Raw genomic sequence first — 19,841 nt, forward strand, 5'->3', positions numbered from 1 at the left:
TTGCCTGAGTTAACGTTTTCCGCTGTGCAGCCAGAACGGCTCTTGCGAAATAGCCTCATTGCGGAAATGTTCAATTTCAATACGCTGGCGCGTTTCGATGGCATGGCGAAGCCCCTGCCAGTTCTCCAGCCACGCCTGTGCTTTCGGGCCGTCGTAGCTCCCCGCCAGCAGCAGAACCGTGTCGATATCGCGGTTCAGACGCACCAGCTGATCGCTGTACTGATCGCCGAGCGGGCGGTCAAAAATGGTTTTCAGCTCCGAGTTGCTGCGGGAGAGATGCGTATCGGCGAAACGCTTGAATGAGTCGGCGATTTTCTTCTGGGTTTTGTCATCCAGAAAACGCTGCCAGCCGCGCGTCACCAGAAACTCGGTCAACGCCAGTTTGGCGGCCGCAGTTTGCGGGCTGTAGACCGCCGTTTCAGCAGAGACGTCCGTCGCCATCAGGGTTTCGGTCTGGGTCAGGAAGTCACGTAAGTGAGCGCTCGCTTTACGCGGCACCACACCGCCAAACAGGGTCAGGGTGCTGCGCACCAGGCCCATCGCCGCAATCACATGCTTTTTCGCTTCGCTCACGCCGCGCACCCACAGCTCTTCGTGGTATTGCCACTGGCTCAGAGCCAGCTCCAGCGAGGCTTCCAGCCCCTGCTCGACGCTGGATTTGGGTGCCACGTGCAGAAGGGTGGTGGCTTTCACCTGACGCGGCGCATTGCCCGCCGCCAGATGGTACCCGCGCGCGGCTTTGCTCAGGCTACCCTGACGCAGGCCCGACTGGCCCACCAGCTTACGCGCCAGCTTCAGCACGTCGTCGGCGTTGCCTTCCAGCAGTTCAAGCTCCAGCTCGCAAATCGGCTCATGGAACTCGCCCGCTTTCACTTCACCCAGATCGAGCGCGATTTCAATGCGACTTTTCCCTTCGTTCACCAGCCACTTTTCGCGCCAGAAATCGGTGCTGAACAGCGGCTGCACCTGGTCTGACAGCCCGTCCGGCAGTTCGCCGTTCGGCCAGACGTCTGCCGGAAGTCGACTCAGTTCAAGTTCTGGTTTTTCAATGTCGATATTATATTCAGGACGCTGATGTAAACCGCCGACCACACGCCCGGCAATTTTCATCGTCATCTCGTAGCGCCCGTTCGCGCCACGAATGCGCAGCCCCATATCATGGCTACGCAGCCAGTTATCGGCGGTTTCGTAATAGATATTAAGGAGTTGAACCGGTTCGTGATGTTCAGCCGTCAGCTGATTCAGATGGGTTCGCAGCGCATCGACGCTGCCCTTTTCGACGATAAATTTTAGTTCGATTTCTTGTGCCATAGCCCTGTACTTTCGGTTGCGTCACAGCCGCGTCAATGAAGGCGAACTTCCTCGCCATTTGTTTGTCAGTACATAGTATTTTGCGCCAAATTGCCACGCAATGAGCAATTTGACGGGCGTAAAAGTTTAACGCGGTGGCACAGATGATTCCGATAGCTGATGCGAATGCTTTGCGTGGAGACACTGTTGCCACTACTATCGTTCCACTTTTTATGAAAATAACGACTAATGATGCTTAAATTACGCCTGATTGGACTGACTTTACTTGCTTTCAGCGCCGCGACCGCGGTCCATGCTGAAGAGAAACGTTATGTTTCTGACGAATTAAACACCTGGGTACGTAGCGGCCCTGGAGACAATTATCGCCTCGTGGGCACGGTGAATGCCGGCGAGGAAGTGGTTCTGTTACAGACAAATCAGGACAGTAATTACGGTCAGGTGCGCGACAGCACGGGCCGTACGTCGTGGATCCCGCTTAAACAGCTGAGCAATGTGCCGAGCCTGCGCACCCGCGTGCCGGATCTGGAAAATCAGGTCAAAACCCTGACCGACAAGCTGACCAACATCGACACCACCTGGAACCAGCGCACGGCCGAAATGCAGCAGAAAGTGGCCCAGAGCGACAGCGTGATCAACGGCCTGAAAGAAGAGAACCAGAAGCTGAAAAACGAGCTGATTGTGGCGCAGAAGAAAGTGAGCGCCGCCAATCTGCAGCTCGATGACAAACAGCGCACCATCATCATGCAGTGGTTTATGTATGGCGGCGGCGTGCTGGGCGTGGGTCTGTTCCTCGGCCTGGTGCTGCCACATCTGATCCCGAGCCGTAAGCGTAAAGATCGCTGGATGAACTAATTCGTCTTCTCTGCCAGACTTACGTATTATCTGGTGAAAAGAGAATTCGGGAGTTCAGGCGTGAAGATTTATCTGGTCGGTGGTGCGGTTCGTGATGCGTTGTTAGGTCTGCCGGTCAAAGATAAAGACTGGGTTGTGGTGGGTGCCACGCCCGAAGAGATGCTTAACGCGGGCTACCAGCAGGTAGGCCGCGATTTTCCCGTGTTTCTTCACCCTAAAAGCCGCGAAGAGTACGCCCTGGCGCGCACCGAGCGTAAAGCCGGTTTCGGTTATACCGGTTTTACCTGCTATGCCGCGCCGGACGTCACGCTGGAGCAGGATCTGCTGCGCCGCGATCTGACCATCAACGCCCTGGCGCAGGACGACGACGGCCATATTGTCGATGCTTACGGCGGCCAGGCCGATCTGCAAAACCGAATTTTACGCCACGTCTCCCCGGCCTTCTCTGAAGACCCGCTCCGCGTCCTGCGCGTGGCGCGTTTTGCTGCCCGCTACGCCCATCTCAGTTTCCGCATTGCCGATGAAACCATGGCCTTAATGACCGCCATGACCGACGCGGGCGAGCTGGAACATCTCACGCCGGAACGGGTGTGGAAAGAGACGGAAAATGCCCTCACGACGCGCAATCCGCAGGTCTTTTTCCAGGTGCTCCGCGACTGCGGCGCGCTAAAAGTGTTGTTCCCGGAGATCGACGCCCTGTTTGGCGTCCCGGCTCCGGCGAAGTGGCACCCCGAAATCGACACCGGTATTCATACCCTGATGACCTTAAGCATGGCGGCGATGCTCAGCCCGGAAGTCGACGTGCGTTTCGCCACGCTCTGTCACGATCTGGGCAAAGGCTTAACCCCGAAAGCGCTCTGGCCACGCCATCACGGGCACGGCCCGGCGGGGGTCAAACTGGTGGAAAATATCTGCCAGCGTCTGCGGGTACCCAACGAGATCCGCGATCTGGCAAAACTGGTCGCCGAATTCCACGACCTGATCCACACCTTCCCGATCCTGAAACCGGCCACCATCGTCAAGCTGTTCGACAGCATCGACGCCTGGCGCAAACCGCAGCGCGTCGAGCAAATCGCGCTCACCAGCGAAGCGGACGTGCGCGGGCGCACCGGTTTTGAAGCCTGTGATTATCCGCAGGGCCGTTTGCTGCGTGAAGCCTGGGAAATTGCGAAAGCGGTACCGACGAAAGCGGTGGTGGAAGCTGGATTCAAAGGCCCGGCAATCCGCGACGAGTTAACCAAACGCCGGATTCAGGCCGTAACAGACTGGAAGGAAACGCGTTGCCCTCAGCCGAAAGACTGAGGGCAGTGGCTCAGAAGAAGACCACGTAAACGGCCGCTGCAACGATGAAGCGGTAGATCGCAAACGGAATGAACGAGATACGTTTGATGATCTGCAGGAAGGTTTTGATCGCCACCAGCGCGACCAGGAACGCGGTCACAAAGCCCACGGCGAACATTGGAATGTCACCCGCCGTCAGGAAGTGGTAGCTCTTATAGAGATCCAGCGCGGTGGCGCCCATCATCATCGGCACCGCCAGCAGGAACGAGAACTCGGACGCCGCGTAGCGGCTCACGCCCATCAGCATCCCGCCGGAAATCGTCGCCCCTGAACGGGAAAAGCCCGGCCAGAGCGCCAGACACTGGAAACAGCCAATCATAAACGCCTGACGGTAGGTCATGTCGTCCAGACCCGGCGCTTTCGGCTCTTTCGGTTTCAGCAGTTCGGCGGCAATCAGCAGCACACCGCCAACCACCAGCGCGTACATCACGTTAATCGGGTTAAACAGCGATTTGATCGTGTCGTGGAAAATCAGCCCCAGCACCACCGCCGGCACCATACCCAGCAGGATGTGGATCAGCGTCAGACGGCCTTTACCCTCGCCTTCGTGCTGCGGCGGACGGCCAAAGTGAATGCCGATAAGCCCAAACAGGCGACGCCAGAACATCACCACCACGGCCAGAATGGAACCCAGCTGAATCACCACTTCAAAGGTCTTTGCCGTTTCACCTTCGAAGCCGAGCAAATGACCGACGATGATCATGTGTCCGGTACTGGAAACGGGCAAAAATTCCGTCAATCCTTCGACCACACCCAGTATTGCCGCCACCAGCAGCGAGTGTATATCGCTCATCTATTAACCCTTCTAAAAATGTAAAAAACGGCGCACCACAATGGACGCCGTGAAAGAGACAGCTTTAAGACCTGTATATCTAAAAATGGTTTAGCATTTATGACGTTAAATCTTTGCTTTAAGATTTGTGCCACGCTCGATGATCACGCCAACGTTGGCAGCACGCGCCACAGCACCTGGTTTGCTGAGTTTAATGCGCACCCACGGCGAGTTGAAACGGCTTAACAGCAGATCGGCCACCTCTTCTGCCACACGCTCCACCAGTGCAAAACGTTGTCCTTCGACATGCTTCACTACCGTTTCGCTGATATCGGCATAGCTCAGGCAGTCTTTGACATCATCACTTTTTGCGGCGAGACGGTTATCCCAGCCCATTTCGATATCGAACACCAACTTCTGCTCGATGGTCTGTTCCCAGTCGTAAACACCAATTGTGGTGATTACCGAAAGTTGCTCTATAAATACAATATCCATCACGACCTGCCTGGTTTTTGGCTAAACCGGATACCACTTCCGGCGAATTATGCGTATTATCCACAGATGCAGAGAATACAGATACATTTTCAAAACGGAACAGCGTTATGAGTGCAATCGCGCCTGGAATGATCTTCCTCGCTTACCTTTGCGGCTCAATCTCCAGCGCCATTCTGGTCTGCCGCATCGCCGGATTGCCTGACCCTCGCGTCAGCGGATCCGGGAATCCAGGGGCGACCAATGTATTACGAATTGGCGGCAAGGGAGCAGCCGTAGCGGTATTGATCTTTGATGTTCTGAAAGGGATGTTACCCGTCTGGGGCGCTTATGCTCTGGGCGTGACGCCGTTCTGGCTGGGGCTTATCGCCATCGCCGCCTGTCTGGGCCATATCTGGCCAGTATTCTTTGGTTTTAAAGGCGGTAAAGGCGTCGCCACCGCGTTCGGCGCGATTGCCCCCATCGGCTGGGATTTAACCGGCGTGATGGCAGGCACCTGGCTGCTGAGCGTGCTCTTGAGCGGCTATTCGTCGCTGGGCGCGATTGTCAGCGCGCTGATCGCCCCGTTCTATGTCTGGTGGTTTAAACCCCAGTTCACCTTCCCCGTTTCCATGCTCTCCTGCCTGATTCTTCTGCGTCATCACGACAACATCCAGCGTCTGTGGCGTCGCCAGGAAACCAAAATCTGGACCAAGTTGAAGAGAAAGAAAAAAGACCCGGAGTAATTCGGGTTTTACGCCTCCATCCATAAGCGTCTCATATGACAAGGTTCATTTCTGCCAGGGCATACTGAAGCAGTAAATGGCGAGCGGATGGATGCAGCATGTTAGCAACCCAGGTCACTGATAACGCGTATAAAGGCTGGCAGGCATCGCTTGCGTTGCAGTTTCGCCACACCCCTGAAAAAACCATCCTGCACTCGGCGCGACACGTCGGCCCGCTCACCGTTCAACGCCCTTTTTATCCCGAAGACGAAACCTGTCATCTCTATTTATTGCACCCGCCCGGTGGGATTGTCGGCGGCGATTCACTCGATATTTCGGTCGAACTGGCCGCGGATAGCCATGCGCTCATCACCATGCCGGGTGCCAGCAAGTTCTATCGTAGCCAGGGCGCGCAGGCCCTTCTCAATCAACGATTTTTCATTGAAGAGAATGCGACGCTTGAGTGGCTGCCGCAGGACACCATTTTCTTCCCCGGTGCGAATGCCCGGCTTCGCTCCGTATTCCATCTGCATCACTCCAGTACGCTGCTGGCCTGGGAGTTGCTGTGCCTGGGCCGCCCGGTGATCGGCGAGACCTTCAGCCACGGCAGGCTCGACAGCCGACTGGAGGTGTGGCTCGACGACGTACCGCTGCTCATTGAGCGCCAGCATCTGGTCGACGGCGATTTAACCCCGGTAGCGAATCACCCGTGGATCGGCACCCTGCTCTGTTATCCGGCGAGCGACGCCCTGCTGGACGGCGTGCGCGAGCGCCTCACGCCGCTTGAACATTTTGCCGGTGCGACCCTCACCGACGGCCTGCTGTCGGTGCGTTTTCTCTCTCACGACAACCTGATTTGCCAGCAGGCGATGCGCGACATCTGGCAGTACCTGCGACCGTTTGTTACCGCCAAAGCGCCCCACGCCCCCCGAATCTGGCAGACCTAAGAGAACCCTATGGAACTGACCCCCAGAGAAAAAGACAAGCTGTTGCTGTTTACCGCCGCGCTGGTCGCGGAGCGCCGCCTCGCACGCGGCGTCAAACTCAACTACCCGGAATCGGTCGCACTGATCAGCGCCTTCATTATGGAAGGCGCGCGCGACGGGCAAACCGTAGCGGAGCTGATGGAAGCGGGCCGCCATGTCCTGACGCGCGCGCAGGTGATGGAGGGCGTGCCAGAGATGATCCCGGATATTCAGGTGGAAGCCACTTTCCCGGACGGCTCCAAGCTCGTCACCGTCCACAATCCGATCCTTTGAGGTGGAACGATGATCCCAGGCGAATACCAGATTAAACCCGGCCAGATCGCCCTCAACGTCGGGCGCAAAACCCAGCGCACGATCGTCGAAAACCACGGCGACCGCCCGATCCAGGTCGGATCCCATTACCATTTTTACGAAGTTAACCCGGCGCTGAAATTCGATCGCGAAGCGACCAAAGGCTATCGCCTGAACATTCCGGCAGGCACCGCCGTGCGTTTCGAGCCGGGGCAAAAGCGCGAGGTGACGCTGGTGCTGATCGCCGGGGCGCAACGAGTGTTTGGTTTTCGCGGCGAAGTGATGGGTCGTCTGGAGGAGAACAATGGCTGAGATTTCGCGGCAGGCGTATGCCGACATGTTTGGCCCGACGACAGGCGATAAAGTGCGGCTGGCCGACACCGAGCTGTGGATCGAGGTGGAAAACGATCTGACGATTTACGGTGAAGAGGTCAAATTCGGCGGCGGAAAAGTGATCCGCGACGGCATGGGACAGGGGCAGATGACCGCTCAGGACTGTGTAGACCTGGTGCTGACCAACGCGCTGATCGTCGATCACTGGGGGATCGTGAAGGCCGATATCGGCGTCAAAGACGGCAGGATCTTCGCCATCGGCAAAGCCGGAAACCCGGATATTCAGCCTGGCGTGACGATCCCGATCGGCGCGGCGACAGAGGTGATCGCCGCCGAAGGCAAGATCGTCACCGCCGGTGGGATCGACACCCACATCCACTGGATCTGTCCGCAGCAGGCGGAAGAGGCGCTGGTCTCCGGCGTGACGACGATGATTGGCGGCGGCACCGGTCCGGCGGCGGGCACCAACGCCACCACCTGCACACCGGGGCCATGGTATATCGCGCGAATGTTGCAGGCCGCCGACACCCTGCCGGTGAATATCGGTCTGCTGGGCAAAGGCAACGCGTCCAATCCTGACGCCCTGCGCGAACAGGTCGCGGCGGGCGCGATCGGCCTGAAAATTCACGAAGACTGGGGCTCAACGCCAGCGGCGATCAACTGCTCGCTGGAGGTTGCCGAAGAGATGGACATTCAGGTGGCGCTGCACAGCGACACCCTCAATGAAGGCGGGTTTGTCGAAGATACGCTGGCAGCCATCGGCGGGCGAACCATTCACACCTTCCATACCGAAGGGGCGGGCGGCGGCCATGCGCCGGATATTATTACCGCCTGCGCGCACCCGAACATTTTGCCCTCCTCCACCAACCCGACGCTGCCGTACACGGTCAATACCATCGACGAGCACCTCGATATGCTGATGGTTTGCCACCATCTTGATCCGGATATCGCCGAGGACGTGGCCTTTGCCGAATCGCGCATTCGCCGCGAAACCATTGCCGCCGAAGATGTGTTGCATGATATCGGCGCCTTCTCCCTGACTTCGTCCGATTCCCAGGCGATGGGCCGCGTGGGTGAAGTGATTATCCGCACCTGGCAGGTGGCGCACCGCATGAAGGTGCAGCGCGGACCGCTTGCGGAAGAGTCCGGGGATAACGACAACTTCCGCGTTAAACGCTACGTCGCCAAATACACCATCAACCCGGCGCTGACCCACGGCATCGCCCACGAAGTCGGCTCGATTGAAGCGGGAAAACTGGCGGATCTGGTGGTCTGGTCCCCGGCGTTTTTTGGCGTCAAACCGGCCACGATCGTCAAAGGCGGGATGATCGCCTGCGCGCCGATGGGGGATATCAACGCCTCGATCCCCACGCCGCAGCCGGTGCACTATCGCCCGATGTTTGGATCCCTCGGGGCAGCACGTCACGCCACGCGCCTGACCTTTGTCTCCCAGGCCGCCGCCGCGAACGGCATTCCCCAGCAGCTCAATTTACAAAGCGCTATTGCCGTAGTGAAGGGCTGCCGGACGGTGAAAAAAGCCGACATGATCCACAACAGCCTGCAGCCGAACATCACCGTCGACGCGCAAACCTATGAGGTACGCGTTGACGGCGAACTGATCACCAGCGAACCGGCAGACGTCCTGCCGATGGCGCAACGCTATTTCCTGTTCTGAGGAGAGATAATGATCTACTTAACCCAACGCCTTGATCACGCCCACCCGGTCACCGCCAGCGTGACCCTGCCGATTGATGTGCGGGTGAAAAGCCGCGCCCGCGTGGAGTTGAACGATGGGCGCGAAGCGGGCCTGATGCTACCGCGCGGGCTTTTGCTGCGAGGCGGCGATCTGCTCACCACCGACGACGGCCTGGAGGTGATCGAAGTGATCGCCGCGCCGGAGTCCGTGTCGGTGGTGCGCTGCGCCGACCCGTATCTGCTCGCCCGCGCCTGCTATCACCTTGGCAATCGCCATGTGCCGCTGCAAATCATGCCCGGCGAACTGCGCTATCACCACGATCACGTCCTCGACGACATGCTGCGCCAGTTCGATCTCGACGTAACTTTTGCGCATCTGCCGTTTGAGCCGGAAGCCGGGGCCTACACAAGTGAAGCCCAGGGTCACTCGCACGCCCATTCCCATTAAGGCGCGCTGAACGAATGGAGCACAACCGCCAGCAGTTACGCCTGATGCAGCTCTCCAGCAGCAGCCTGCCGGTCGGCTCGTTCACCTGGTCCCAGGGGCTCGAGTGGGCGGTGGAAGCAGGCTGGATCACTACGGTGGCAGAGTTCAGCCACTGGCAGATTCAGCAGATGGAGCAGAGTTTTTTGTGCGTCGATTTGCCGCTGTTTCTGCGCCTGTATCGCGCCTGCGAGCAGAACGACTTCGCCGCCGCAAAACGCTGGACGGCGTACCTGCTCGCCTGCCGGGAAACGCGCGAACTGCGCGAAGAGGAGCGCAATCGCGGCGCGGCTTTTACCCGGCTGATTAAGAGCTGGGAGCCTGACTGTCCACCCGACTGGCTGCCGCTCTTTTCACAGAGCCAGCTGTGCGGCATGGCGTGGCTCGGCGTGCGCTGGAAAATCGACGCTCATGCCCTGGCTCTGAGTCTCGGCTACAGCTGGATAGAGAGCGCGGTGATGGCGGGTGTGAAGCTGGTGCCCTTTGGCCAGCAGGCGGCCCAGCAGTTGATTATCGAATTAAGCGACCATTTTGCTGAAAAGCTCGGTCAGGCGTGGGCGCGCAGCGATGACGAACTGGGGGCGGCGACGCCGCTCTCGGCCATCGCCTCGGCGCGTCACGAAAACCAATATTCACGGTTATTCCGATCCTGAGGATTTTTTTATGGCTGATTACAAACATCCCCTGCGCGTGGGCGTCGGTGGCCCGGTCGGTTCGGGAAAAACCGCCCTGCTCGAAGCGCTGTGCAAAGCGATGCGCGACACATACCAGCTGGCCGTCGTGACCAACGACATCTACACCAAAGAGGATCAGCGCATCCTGACGGAAGCGGGGGCGCTGGAGCCGGAACGCATTGTCGGCGTGGAAACAGGCGGCTGCCCGCATACGGCGATCCGCGAAGATGCCTCGATGAATCTCGCGGCGGTGGAAGCGTTAAGCGAGAAGTTCGGCAATCTGGATCTGATTTTTGTCGAGAGCGGCGGGGATAATCTCAGCGCCACCTTTAGTCCGGAGCTGGCGGATCTGACGATCTACGTGATTGACGTCGCCGAGGGCGAAAAGATCCCGCGCAAAGGCGGACCGGGGATCACTAAATCGGATTTCCTGGTGATCAATAAAACGGATCTGGCGCCGTACGTCGGGGCGTCTCTGGAAGTCATGGAAAGCGACACCAACCGGATGCGCGGCGAACGTCCGTGGACCTTTACCAACCTGAAAGCGGGTGATGGTCTGGCGAGGATTATTGAATTTCTGGAAGTGAAAGGGATGTTGAGGGTTTAGCGGGTTTTGCCGGGCGGCGCTTCGCTTGCACCGGCCTACGGTTTTGTAGGCCCGGTAAGCGCAGCGACACAGACCGCACCGTTTGTAGGCCCGGTAAGCGCAGCGCCACCGGGCAATACAGACCGCACTTATGCCGCAGGCAACTCCGCCAGCGGCCAGCGTGGACGCACGGAAACGCTCAAATCCGCCGTCGCGCCCGCTTTCGCACGCACCATGCCCGCGTAGGCAATCATCGCGCCGTTATCGGTACAAAACTCCGGACGCGCGTAAAACACTTCGCCGCGGCGTTTTTGCATCATCTCCGCCAGCTTCGCACGCAGCGTGCGGTTGGCGCTCACGCCTCCCGCCATCACCAGACGCTTAAAGCCGGTCTGATCCAGCGCGCGTTTGCACTTGATCATCAGCGTATCCACCACCGCATCTTCAAACGCACGAGCGATGTCCGCGCGGGTCTGATCGTCATTTTCATTATTACGAATGGTGTTCGCCGCGAAGGTTTTCAGGCCCGAGAAGCTGAAATCCAGCCCTGGGCGATCGGTCATTGGACGCGGGAAAACGAAGCGTTTTTCAACACCCTGTGACGCCAGTTTCGACAGCATTGGGCCACCAGGATAATCCAGGCCCAGCAGTTTGGCGGTTTTATCGAAAGCTTCACCGGCGGCGTCATCGATGGACTCGCCGAGCAGCTCGTACTCACCAATGCCGGTTACGCTGATAAGCTGGGTATGACCGCCGGAAACCAGCAGCGCTACGAACGGAAACTCAGGCGGATTCTCTTCCAGCATCGGTGCCAGAAGGTGCCCTTCCATATGGTGAACCGCAATCGCCGGAACATCCCACGCAAACGCCAACGAACGCCCGACTGTCGCTCCGACCAGCAGTGCACCGACCAGACCCGGCCCGGCGGTATAGGCCACCGCATCGATATCTTTTGCGGTCAATCCGGACTCTTTCAGCGCCGCCTGAATCAGGGGAACCGTTTTGCGCACGTGATCGCGCGACGCCAGCTCAGGCACCACTCCGCCGTAATCAGCGTGCAATTTCACCTGACTATACAGTTGGTTGGCTAACAGACCTTTTTCGTCGTCGTAAATGGCGATGCCGGTTTCATCGCAGGATGTTTCAATACCCAGTACACGCATGGCTTAATTTACCTCTTTTCGATACCGCGCAGTGTAGGGCGAATGCGGGTCGATGTATACCCTGAGGGGTGAGTTCGTGTATACTCTCACCCCTTACAAAAGTCCCGTTCAAAAACGGCATTGGTGCTTTACAAAGCAGCATTAGTTGCAGTAAAATTCCGCACCATTTTGAAATAAGCTGGCGCCGATGCCAGCGGCAAACCGAATTTATCAAAGGTGAGAGTTACATGCCGGTAATTAAAGTACGTGAAAACGAGCCGTTCGACGTAGCACTGCGTCGCTTCAAGCGTTCATGCGAGAAAGCAGGTGTTCTGGCGGAAGTTCGTCGTCGTGAGTTCTATGAAAAACCGACTACCGAACGTAAACGCGCTAAAGCTTCTGCTGTGAAACGTCACGCGAAGAAACTGGCTCGCGAAAACGCACGCCGTACTCGTCTGTACTAATCTGTTGAGGGCGCACGCCCTCAATGGTCAGACTGAGTTATAGTCGTAAGGCCGTGCTTCCGGAAGGAATGCGCGGCTTATTTTCGTTTATGCGTAGCAAATTTTTACGGGGCCTATGGCTGGACGAATCCCACGCGTATTTATCAATGACCTGCTGGCCAGAACCGACATCGTCGATCTCATCGACGCGCGGGTAAAGCTCAAAAAGCAGGGCAAGAACTACCATGCGTGCTGTCCGTTCCATAACGAAAAAACCCCCTCTTTCACCGTAAACGGTGAAAAACAGTTTTACCACTGCTTTGGCTGTGGCGCACACGGTAATGCCGTCGACTTCCTGATGAACTACGACAAGCTCGAGTTCGTGGAAACCGTCGAAGAACTGGCGGCGATGCACAACCTTGAAGTGCCTTACGAAGCAGGCAGCGGTCCGAGTCAGATAGAGCGTCATCAACGACAAACGCTTTACCAGCTGATGGACGGTCTGAATTCGTTTTACCAACAGTCTCTTAAGCAAAAAGTAGCTGAACCTGCGCGTCAGTATCTGACCCGACGCGGTTTAAGCGACGAAGTCATTGCGCGTTTCGCTATTGGTTACGCCCCGCCCGGCTGGGACAACGTGTTAAAGCGTTTTGGTGGCAATAGCGAAGATCGTCAATCTCTGATCGACGCCGGCATGCTGGTGACAAACGATCAGGGAAGAAGCTACGACCGTTTCCGCGAGCGGGTGATGTTCCCCATTCGCGATAAGCGAGGCCGGGTGATTGGTTTTGGTGGGCGCGTGCTGGGTGACGGCATGCCGAAATACCTCAACTCCCCGGAAACCGATATTTTCCACAAAGGTCGCCAGCTGTATGGCCTTTATGAAGCCCAGCAGGATAACGCTGAACCCCGGCGTTTACTGGTGGTCGAAGGCTATATGGACGTGGTCGCGCTGGCGCAGTACGACATCAACTACGCGGTAGCGTCGTTGGGAACGTCCACCACCGCCGACCACATTCAGCTCCTGTTCCGGGCGACGAATAACGTCATCTGTTGTTACGACGGTGACCGAGCCGGACGCGACGCCGCCTGGCGCGCGCTGGAAACTGCACTACCTTATATGACCGACGGGCGCCAGCTGCGCTTTATGTTCCTGCCCGACGGTGAAGACCCGGATACGCTGGTGCGTAAAGAGGGCAAAGCGGCGTTTGAAGCGCGGATGGAGCAGGCTCAGCCGCTCTCCACGTTTTTGTTTAACAGCCTGATGCCGCAGGTGGATTTGAGTACCCCGGACGGACGCGCTCAGCTGAGTACGCTGGCCCTGCCGCTGATTTCTCAGGTCCCAGGCGAGACGCTGCGCATTTACCTGCGTCAGGAGCTCGGCAACAAGCTCGGCATTCTGGATGACAGCCAGCTTGAACGTTTAATGCCTAAACTGGCGGAAAACGGTGCGGTTCGCCCCGCGCCACAGCTAAAACGCACAACCATGCGTATACTGATAGGGTTACTGGTGCAAAACCCAGAGCTGGCGCCGCAAGTACCGCCGCTCGCGGGTTTGAATCATGAAAAGCTGCCAGGACTTGGCCTGTTTTCAGAACTGGTCAACACCTGTTTGTCGCAGCCTGGTCTGACGACCGGCCAGCTTCTGGAGCACTATCGCGGCACAAAAGAGGCCGCCACCCTTGAAAAACTGTCGATGTGGGACGATATAGCAGATAAGGACATTGCAGAAAAAACGTTCACCGACTCACTTAACCATATGTTTGATTCGATGCTTGAACTGCGCCAGGAAGAGTTGATTGCTCGCGAGCGAACTCACGGCTTAAGCAGCGAAGAACGCCGGGAACTCTGGATGTTAAACCAGGAACTGGCCAAGAAATAAACGAAAGACAAAATCATTCAAGTTGTATCAAGGCAGCAAGTGAACGAATGCCTGGGAGTGTACATAAGTACATGACCAGGATTCGAGAACGAAGCTAACGCAGAGACAACTTGAAGGATGAAGTATTTAACGGCTTAAGTGCCGAATATCGATCGGGAAGCCCCCGGCAGCCGCACTGAGAGGCAGCGGCAAAAATATAAGTACGCCCTCGCTTCAAAGGTTGGCAGCGACACCGCCGACACCAATTAAACGAATTAAGTGTGGATACCGTCTTATGGAGCAAAACCCGCAGTCACAGCTGAAACTTCTTGTCCAACGTGGTAAGGAGCAAGGCTATCTGACCTATGCCGAGGTCAATGACCATCTGCCGGAAGATATCGTCGATTCAGATCAAATCGAAGACATCATCCAAATGATCAATGACATGGGTATTCAGGTGATGGAAGAAGCACCGGATGCCGATGATCTGTTGCTGGCTGAAAACTCCAACAACACCGACGAAGATGCAGAAGAAGCCGCTGCACAGGTGTTGTCCAGCGTTGAATCTGAAATCGGCCGTACCACTGACCCGGTGCGCATGTACATGCGCGAAATGGGTACCGTTGAACTGCTGACCCGCGAAGGCGAAATCGACATCGCGAAACGCATTGAAGACGGGATCAACCAGGTTCAGTGCTCCGTTGCCGAATACCCTGAAGCGATCACCTATCTGCTCGAGCAGTACGATCGCGTCGAAGCCGAAGAAGCGCGTCTTTCTGACCTGATCACCGGCTTTGTCGATCCAAACGCGGAAGAAGACCTGGCGCCAACGGCGACTCACGTCGGTTCTGAACTGTCTCAGGAAGAGATGGATGATGACGAAGACGAAGAGGAAGAAGACGACGACGACAGCAGCGACGATGACAACAGCATCGATCCTGAGCTGGCGCGCGAGAAGTTTGGCGAGCTGCGTACCCAGTACGAACTGGCTCGTGACACCATCAAAGCCAAAGGCCGCAGCCATGCAGCCGCTCAGGCCGAGATTCAGAAACTGTCTGAAGTCTTCAAACAGTTCCGCCTGGTGCCGAAGCAGTTCGACTACCTGGTAAACAGCATGCGCGTCATGATGGACCGCGTTCGTACTCAAGAACGTATCATCATGAAGCTGTGTGTTGAGCAGTGCAAAATGCCGAAAAAGAACTTCATCACCCTGTTCACCGGCAACGAAACCAGCGAAACCTGGTTCAACGCGGCTATCGCGATGAACAAGCCATGGTCTGAAAAACTGCACGATGTGGCTGATGATGTTCAGCGCGGCCTGCAGAAACTGCGTCAAATCGAAGAAGAGACCGGCCTGACCATCGAGCAGGTTAAAGACATCAACCGTCGCATGTCTATCGGCGAAGCGAAAGCCCGTCGTGCGAAGAAAGAGATGGTTGAAGCGAACTTACGTCTGGTTATTTCGATCGCCAAGAAATATACCAACCGTGGTCTGCAGTTCCTGGATCTGATTCAGGAAGGTAACATCGGTCTGATGAAAGCGGTTGATAAGTTTGAATATCGCCGTGGTTACAAATTCTCCACCTACGCTACCTGGTGGATCCGTCAGGCAATCACCCGCTCTATCGCGGATCAGGCTCGCACCATCCGTATCCCGGTGCATATGATTGAGACCATCAACAAACTCAACCGTATCTCCCGCCAGATGCTGCAAGAGATGGGCCGCGAGCCGACGCCAGAAGAGCTGGCCGAGCGCATGCTGATGCCAGAAGATAAGATTCGTAAGGTGCTGAAAATCGCCAAAGAGCCTATCTCCATGGAAACGCCAATCGGCGACGATGAAGATTCGCATTTGGGTGATTTCATCGAGGATACCACCCTCGAGCTGCCGCTGGACTCTGCCACGACCGAGAGCCTGCGTGCTGCCACTCACGACGTTCTGGCGGGCCTCACCGCTCGTGAAGCGAAAGTCCTGCGTATGCGTTTCGGTATCGATATGAACACCGACCACACGCTGGAAGAAGTGGGTAAACAGTTCGACGTTACCCGCGAACGTATCCGTCAGATCGAAGCGAAGGCTCTGCGCAAACTGCGCCACCCAAGCCGCTCTGAAGTTCTGCGTAGCTTCCTCGACGATTAATCGCAAATCGTTCTGAATAAGGCCACAGCTTGCTGTGGCCTTTTTTTATCTCTCGATAACTACCCTGTGAAAATCATCGCAACAGAGATAAACCCACGTTGCTATTGTTATCTTTCAACATATAATCAATCCCTCAGATGATTCTTACCTAAGTAACAGAGTATTCCCCACTCTCCATTACCCAGCAGGGACTGATAAAAAAATGAAAAAAGCATGGCTTCTGATGATATGCGTGGCCCTGGCGGGTTGTGTCAATAAACAGCAAAATGCGCCTAAATCTCTGGTGACTCCTGCTGCAACACCGGTAGCGCAAGAAACTCAGGGTGTGACAAACGACGATACGGTGAAGAGCCGCTCCCTGACGGCGAACGAGACCTGCGTCCGCTCATTGAACGCCCTGCGCGCCTATAACCCAAAAACCTGGGAAAAATACAGCCTCGCAATGGCCGATCTGAACAAGAAAAACAGTCTGTTCCTCTCCGTGAAAAACGATCTGAACCCACAGCTGAACGATCTTGTGGTTAACGCGTACGACTCGAAAATGAAGACGCTGTGCTATCGCATCGAAAGCACGCTCGGTCAGTCGATGATTGCCCAGGTTGACTCGCTGTAACTGTATACCGGATCCCGGCAGCCTCTGTCGGGATCATCTCCCCCGCACCATCAACGCTTCATCCAGCTCCCGATATGCCTCCACCAGCTTGTCCAGCGTCGCTCGGTTCAGCCCACTCGGATTCGGCAGCACCCACACCTGCGTCATGCCAATGGTGATATTCTGTTTGCCCCACTGCGCCCCGCGCTGGCTAAATGCCTGCTCGTACGCCTGCTTACCGAGGATCGCCAGCGCCGAAGGCTGGTAGTCTTCGATCTTCTTCACCAGCTCCCGCCCGCCGCTGCGCAGCTCGTGCAGGTTCACTTCCGTCGCCTGCACCGTCGGGCGTTCCACCAGCATGGTGATGCCGCAGCGCGTATCCAGGAGATGCATTTCCTCTTCAGGCTTCAGTAATCTATCGGTAAAACCCGCCTGATGAATCACCTTCCAGAAGCGGTTTCCCGGATGGGCAAAGTGAAAACCCGTATGCGCAGAGGACTTGCCAGGATTGATGCCGCAGAAGACCACCCGCAGGCCAGGTGCCAGAATGTCATTGATCATCTCATTCCCCGATGAATATATCAGGTGGTCAGTATAAAGGATTGATAATGCGTTGTTTATAAAAACAGCAGGCAGGTGTGAATGTCTGGATTGCGGCAGGGAGTTACTCTATAATTCACCGCCACGGCCCCTTAGCTCAGTGGTTAGAGCAGGCGACTCATAATCGCTTGGTCGCTGGTTCAAGTCCAGCAGGGGCCACCAGATACCGCAAGGGCTGGCGGGTGATCGCCCACCAGCCTTAAATCATCCAGGATATTTATAGGATATTTTGGAACGGTAACTATAGTGATTCATGGTTAATTTATGACCGTTCACACCATCTCACCCCATTTTTTTATTTTTCGCGGGTGAAAAAATTCAATGAAGCGGGCCGTATGACCTGCCAACCCTGACAGGGATTTGATCTCCCCCCCCCCTGCCGCCGGTGATGATGTCGCTTTTACGCTTTACCTCAATCACGTTTTAGTGGCTCAATTTGAGCGCCTTAAGTACGCAGAAAAAAAGCGCGCTTTGGGTGCGTACCTTGCTGCGTACCTTCCCTCGTGTGTGCGTACCGGTCTGACTCACTGCATTTTTGACGGCCTAATCATTCGATCTGAACCAAAGCCAGCAGCGGCAACGATTGCGAGCGTGTTGTGTTTTTTTCCGTCAAGAACAGTCCAAATTTTTGCGCTCTACCTTCGCCGCGGCTCTGGCTTTTTCCAGTGGTACTCCGGGGATCTAACCTTCTGGATAAACCGTTCGCGCCGGGCTGCATCCCCAGCGATCACTCTCTCCAGTTCGCGGCACAGATAAGGCGTGAGCTCTGCGTTACCCCTCTCGATAAGCGCGGCCACAATGTCAGCTTTTTGCCTTGTCGGAATGCTCATGATTTTCTTTAACCTCTCTGGTTAACGCGCCTGTATTGCGCTATTTCGTTCGGGTCTGCATTCACAATGGCTGTGAGCTGCGTAATCAGATCATCCAGCTCCACGGCGTAGCGTTTTTGGCGCTCGTTTCGTAGCGCGTGAATGTAGCGGGAAACCTTAACATTCCTTAACAGGCGAGAGGCTGCAGCGTAAGCCACATTCCCCTCGCCGCTATAACCAGCCTGGCGATACGCTTCGACGCGGGTTTTACCATCAACAACAAGCCTTGCAAACAAGGCTTGTTCAACACTTATCCCAAAGTTTTCAAGAACATTGATCGGAGTACCAGGAGGGCAATCTGAGCGTTTTAATAGGGGGGCGGCTGATGTTTTTTGTGCTATTTTTCCGGGTTCAATTTGCGCAGTTTTGCGCAGTTTTTTTTGCGCACTTTTTTGCTCATATTTCTGCGCAGTTTTGCGCGGTTTGATATGGCGGCGTGCAGTGTAAAATCGGGCGCCGGTAAAACTCCAAAAACCCATCTTATCGCTGGTGGATATGATGGAATAATAAAACGCATCTATAGACACTGAAAAAACGTCGGTTCAGTCGGTTCAGTTGGTTCACGGCCCTGCAAGCCGCGCCAGTGCTCGCTTTGTGTGAACCTACAAACAGTAAAATGAGGTTGGTTCACCCCTTAAAATGTCGGTTCACCAGTACCGGCGGACCGTGCGCACCGAACATGCCAGGCTTTCCGCTGTTAACGCCTGCGTTAATCCGGACAGTTTACATTGCTGAATTTGTTCACGCTTTCGCGCCCTCGCACGTTCGGCATGGCACGCGCCACCAGCCGCCACGCGCCTGCGGTGCTGCCTCCTCAACGCCCACTGCCTTTCCCTTTCCGCTTCGGCTGCGGCCAGTATCTTTCTTGCCTCTGGCTCAGAAGGTGGGTTTCTGTACCAGTCGCGCTCCTGGTATCGCGCCGGTTTATCCGCACACAATCTCGCGCGCTCGATGAAGTGCCGGATCACTTTATCGGCTGTCGAGCTGCGCGCCCTTAACATCCTGATCGCTTTCTCACTGACGCCAAAATGAAAAGCAACGCGGTGATTACTCATTGCCCGGTGCATTTCGGCCACCTTCTGCAGCACGTCGGTGAATGCCTCCTCCGTCCACCAGATCCCCTTAAATCGGAACGAGCTTTCTTCACCAGAAAATGCCGTCATAAATCACCTTCTCTGCGCAATAGTCGAAAAATATCAGGAGGACACGAACCCGCAAAAAGTCCGCGTAAGAATTCGAACGGTAGAATGCGGGTTGCAGCGTGGAATATGTCGCACCGGATCGGCCTGCAATGTCCGCCGCGCCTCATTTCTCCGCATTTTCTCTTTAACTCGCAAAAAATCACGAAAAAATGCGGCATTATCCAAAAACGGATGAATCGTCGATTTAAGCCAGTAAACCCGCATCACAGCAGGAAAGTAAGGAGTTTATTATATTCTCCTTACTCCACCGCGCAGGGCGTTTTTTAATGATGGTTTTTCGCGGAAAAGGTGGCCGTAAACATTCAGTGTCACCGAGGGTCTGGAATGCCCCACCATGTCCGACGCATCCAGAATATCGACACCACTTTTCACCAGGCTGGACACGGCAAAATGTCGCAGGTCATGGAACCGGGCAACGCCGAATTCATTCAGCAGGCGTTTCATTACTCCTGACGTGCTGTAATTCAGGCT

At 56.1% G+C, this 19,841-nt stretch carries 22 protein-coding genes and 1 tRNA gene; 15 read left to right on the forward strand and 8 right to left on the reverse strand.

Annotated features, from left to right (window positions below; genetic code table 11):
• Positions 1-9 precede the first annotated feature (9 nt).
• The gene (locus QQF33_RS24720) at positions 10-1,311 is read right to left on the reverse strand and encodes a CYTH domain-containing protein (RefSeq protein ID WP_285158788.1); all 1,302 of its coding nucleotides are present in this window, start codon (positions 1,309-1,311) and stop codon (positions 10-12) included.
• A 231-nt stretch (positions 1,312-1,542) separates the two neighbouring features.
• On the opposite strand from QQF33_RS24720, the gene QQF33_RS24725 reads away from it, so the two are divergent.
• Positions 1,543-2,163, forward strand: coding sequence for a TIGR04211 family SH3 domain-containing protein (locus QQF33_RS24725; RefSeq protein ID WP_282494496.1), 621 nt, complete (start codon positions 1,543-1,545; stop codon positions 2,161-2,163).
• Positions 2,164-2,223: 60 nt separating this feature from the next.
• Positions 2,224-3,465, forward strand: coding sequence for a multifunctional CCA addition/repair protein (locus QQF33_RS24730; RefSeq protein ID WP_285158789.1), 1,242 nt, complete (start codon positions 2,224-2,226; stop codon positions 3,463-3,465).
• Between the two features lie 10 nt (positions 3,466-3,475).
• Here QQF33_RS24730 and bacA read toward each other — a convergent pair whose 3' ends face one another.
• Together bacA and folB are read right to left on the reverse strand one after the other, a co-directional pair.
• Complete coding sequence (gene bacA / locus QQF33_RS24735) at positions 3,476-4,297, reverse strand: undecaprenyl-diphosphate phosphatase (RefSeq protein WP_282494281.1); 822 nt, start codon at positions 4,295-4,297, stop codon at positions 3,476-3,478.
• 105 nt (positions 4,298-4,402) lie between these two features.
• Complete coding sequence (folB, locus tag QQF33_RS24740; RefSeq protein WP_282494280.1) at positions 4,403-4,771, reverse strand: bifunctional dihydroneopterin aldolase/7,8-dihydroneopterin epimerase; 369 nt, start codon at positions 4,769-4,771, stop codon at positions 4,403-4,405.
• A gap of 107 nt (positions 4,772-4,878) precedes the next feature.
• Here folB and plsY point away from each other — a divergent pair, with 107 nt between their 5' ends.
• From plsY to ureG, 8 genes are all read left to right on the forward strand, one after another.
• The gene (plsY, locus tag QQF33_RS24745) at positions 4,879-5,493 is read left to right on the forward strand and encodes a glycerol-3-phosphate 1-O-acyltransferase PlsY (RefSeq protein WP_282494279.1); all 615 of its coding nucleotides are present in this window, start codon (positions 4,879-4,881) and stop codon (positions 5,491-5,493) included.
• Between the two features lie 98 nt (positions 5,494-5,591).
• Positions 5,592-6,419 carry an urease accessory protein UreD gene (locus tag QQF33_RS24750; RefSeq protein ID WP_285158790.1) on the forward strand — a complete coding sequence of 276 codons (828 nt, stop codon included), beginning with the start codon at positions 5,592-5,594 and terminating at the stop codon, positions 6,417-6,419.
• A 9-nt stretch (positions 6,420-6,428) separates the two neighbouring features.
• On the forward strand, positions 6,429-6,731 hold the full coding sequence (locus tag QQF33_RS24755; RefSeq protein ID WP_039031754.1) for an urease subunit gamma: 303 nt from the start codon (positions 6,429-6,431) through the stop codon (positions 6,729-6,731).
• 9 nt (positions 6,732-6,740) lie between these two features.
• Positions 6,741-7,061 (forward strand): urease subunit beta, encoded by a 321-nt coding sequence (locus QQF33_RS24760; protein ID WP_282494277.1) that lies wholly within the window; start codon positions 6,741-6,743, stop codon positions 7,059-7,061.
• On the forward strand, positions 7,054-8,757 hold the full coding sequence (gene ureC, locus QQF33_RS24765; RefSeq protein ID WP_285158791.1) for an urease subunit alpha: 1,704 nt from the start codon (positions 7,054-7,056) through the stop codon (positions 8,755-8,757). The genes QQF33_RS24760 and ureC overlap by 8 nt, the downstream gene beginning before the upstream one ends.
• 9 nt (positions 8,758-8,766) lie before the next feature.
• Positions 8,767-9,225 carry an urease accessory protein UreE gene (gene ureE / locus QQF33_RS24770; RefSeq protein WP_285158792.1) on the forward strand — a complete coding sequence of 153 codons (459 nt, stop codon included), beginning with the start codon at positions 8,767-8,769 and terminating at the stop codon, positions 9,223-9,225.
• A 14-nt stretch (positions 9,226-9,239) separates the two neighbouring features.
• Complete coding sequence (locus tag QQF33_RS24775; RefSeq protein WP_285158793.1) at positions 9,240-9,914, forward strand: urease accessory protein UreF; 675 nt, start codon at positions 9,240-9,242, stop codon at positions 9,912-9,914.
• A 10-nt stretch (positions 9,915-9,924) separates the two neighbouring features.
• On the forward strand, positions 9,925-10,542 hold the full coding sequence (ureG, locus tag QQF33_RS24780) for an urease accessory protein UreG (protein ID WP_285145545.1): 618 nt from the start codon (positions 9,925-9,927) through the stop codon (positions 10,540-10,542).
• 128 nt (positions 10,543-10,670) lie between these two features.
• On the opposite strand, the gene tsaD is transcribed toward ureG, so the two are convergent.
• A complete protein-coding gene (tsaD, locus tag QQF33_RS24785) occupies positions 10,671-11,684 on the reverse strand; it encodes a tRNA (adenosine(37)-N6)-threonylcarbamoyltransferase complex transferase subunit TsaD (protein ID WP_282494271.1) in 1,014 nt (337 codons plus the stop codon).
• 227 nt (positions 11,685-11,911) lie between these two features.
• On the opposite strand from tsaD, the gene rpsU reads away from it, so the two are divergent.
• The 4 genes from rpsU to QQF33_RS24805 all read left to right on the forward strand — a co-directional run bounded on the left by rpsU (position 11,912) and on the right by QQF33_RS24805 (position 16,720).
• Positions 11,912-12,127 carry a 30S ribosomal protein S21 gene (gene rpsU / locus QQF33_RS24790; protein ID WP_001144069.1) on the forward strand — a complete coding sequence of 72 codons (216 nt, stop codon included), beginning with the start codon at positions 11,912-11,914 and terminating at the stop codon, positions 12,125-12,127.
• Between the two features lie 115 nt (positions 12,128-12,242).
• A complete protein-coding gene (gene dnaG / locus QQF33_RS24795) occupies positions 12,243-13,988 on the forward strand; it encodes a DNA primase (protein WP_282494270.1) in 1,746 nt (581 codons plus the stop codon).
• Positions 13,989-14,262: 274 nt separating this feature from the next.
• Entirely contained in the window at positions 14,263-16,107 is a 1,845-nt protein-coding gene (gene rpoD, locus QQF33_RS24800; RefSeq protein WP_282494269.1) for an RNA polymerase sigma factor RpoD, read from the forward strand.
• Positions 16,108-16,309: 202 nt separating this feature from the next.
• Entirely contained in the window at positions 16,310-16,720 is a 411-nt protein-coding gene (locus tag QQF33_RS24805) for a hypothetical protein (RefSeq protein ID WP_285158794.1), read from the forward strand.
• 33 nt (positions 16,721-16,753) lie between these two features.
• On the opposite strand, the gene mug is transcribed toward QQF33_RS24805, so the two are convergent.
• Positions 16,754-17,260, reverse strand: a complete 507-nt coding sequence (gene mug, locus QQF33_RS24810) for a G/U mismatch-specific DNA glycosylase (protein ID WP_282494267.1) — start codon at positions 17,258-17,260, stop codon at positions 16,754-16,756.
• Between the two features lie 125 nt (positions 17,261-17,385).
• On the opposite strand from mug, the gene QQF33_RS24815 reads away from it, so the two are divergent.
• Positions 17,386-17,461: transfer RNA gene (locus tag QQF33_RS24815), tRNA-Ile, on the forward strand.
• Positions 17,462-18,137: 676 nt separating this feature from the next.
• Here QQF33_RS24815 and QQF33_RS24820 read toward each other — a convergent pair.
• From QQF33_RS24820 to QQF33_RS24830, 3 genes are all read right to left on the reverse strand, one after another.
• The gene (locus QQF33_RS24820; protein WP_285148247.1) at positions 18,138-18,695 is read right to left on the reverse strand and encodes a terminase small subunit; all 558 of its coding nucleotides are present in this window, start codon (positions 18,693-18,695) and stop codon (positions 18,138-18,140) included.
• A 120-nt stretch (positions 18,696-18,815) separates the two neighbouring features.
• Positions 18,816-19,331, reverse strand: a complete 516-nt coding sequence (locus QQF33_RS24825; RefSeq protein WP_285148245.1) for a hypothetical protein — start codon at positions 19,329-19,331, stop codon at positions 18,816-18,818.
• Positions 19,332-19,598: 267 nt separating this feature from the next.
• On the reverse strand, positions 19,599-19,841 hold a 243-nt coding region (locus tag QQF33_RS24830), incomplete at its 5' end, for a tyrosine-type recombinase/integrase (protein ID WP_285158795.1).

Origin of the sequence: Lelliottia wanjuensis (assembly GCF_030238365.1) — a bacterium.
Lineage (GTDB): Bacteria > Pseudomonadota > Gammaproteobacteria > Enterobacterales > Enterobacteriaceae > Enterobacter > Enterobacter wanjuensis.

Bases quoted from the DNA above. Each gene is read 5' to 3' on its own strand.
- QQF33_RS24720 (WP_285158788.1), bottom strand. From the start codon at position 1,311: ATGGCACAAGAAATCGAACTAAAATTTATCGTCGAAAAGGGCAGCGTC.
- QQF33_RS24725 (WP_282494496.1), top strand. From the start codon at position 1,543: ATGCTTAAATTACGCCTGATTGGACTGACTTTACTTGCTTTCAGCGCC.
- bacA (WP_282494281.1), bottom strand. From the start codon at position 4,297: ATGAGCGATATACACTCGCTGCTGGTGGCGGCAATACTGGGTGTGGTC.
- folB (WP_282494280.1), bottom strand. From the start codon at position 4,771: ATGGATATTGTATTTATAGAGCAACTTTCGGTAATCACCACAATTGGT.
- plsY (WP_282494279.1), top strand. From the start codon at position 4,879: ATGAGTGCAATCGCGCCTGGAATGATCTTCCTCGCTTACCTTTGCGGC.
- QQF33_RS24750 (WP_285158790.1), top strand. From the start codon at position 5,592: ATGTTAGCAACCCAGGTCACTGATAACGCGTATAAAGGCTGGCAGGCA.
- QQF33_RS24755 (WP_039031754.1), top strand. From the start codon at position 6,429: ATGGAACTGACCCCCAGAGAAAAAGACAAGCTGTTGCTGTTTACCGCC.
- QQF33_RS24760 (WP_282494277.1), top strand. From the start codon at position 6,741: ATGATCCCAGGCGAATACCAGATTAAACCCGGCCAGATCGCCCTCAAC.
- ureC (WP_285158791.1), top strand. From the start codon at position 7,054: ATGGCTGAGATTTCGCGGCAGGCGTATGCCGACATGTTTGGCCCGACG.
- ureE (WP_285158792.1), top strand. From the start codon at position 8,767: ATGATCTACTTAACCCAACGCCTTGATCACGCCCACCCGGTCACCGCC.
- QQF33_RS24775 (WP_285158793.1), top strand. From the start codon at position 9,240: ATGGAGCACAACCGCCAGCAGTTACGCCTGATGCAGCTCTCCAGCAGC.
- ureG (WP_285145545.1), top strand. From the start codon at position 9,925: ATGGCTGATTACAAACATCCCCTGCGCGTGGGCGTCGGTGGCCCGGTC.
- tsaD (WP_282494271.1), bottom strand. From the start codon at position 11,684: ATGCGTGTACTGGGTATTGAAACATCCTGCGATGAAACCGGCATCGCC.
- rpsU (WP_001144069.1), top strand. From the start codon at position 11,912: ATGCCGGTAATTAAAGTACGTGAAAACGAGCCGTTCGACGTAGCACTG.
- dnaG (WP_282494270.1), top strand. From the start codon at position 12,243: ATGGCTGGACGAATCCCACGCGTATTTATCAATGACCTGCTGGCCAGA.
- rpoD (WP_282494269.1), top strand. From the start codon at position 14,263: ATGGAGCAAAACCCGCAGTCACAGCTGAAACTTCTTGTCCAACGTGGT.
- QQF33_RS24805 (WP_285158794.1), top strand. From the start codon at position 16,310: ATGAAAAAAGCATGGCTTCTGATGATATGCGTGGCCCTGGCGGGTTGT.
- mug (WP_282494267.1), bottom strand. From the start codon at position 17,260: ATGATCAATGACATTCTGGCACCTGGCCTGCGGGTGGTCTTCTGCGGC.
- QQF33_RS24825 (WP_285148245.1), bottom strand. From the start codon at position 19,331: ATGACGGCATTTTCTGGTGAAGAAAGCTCGTTCCGATTTAAGGGGATC.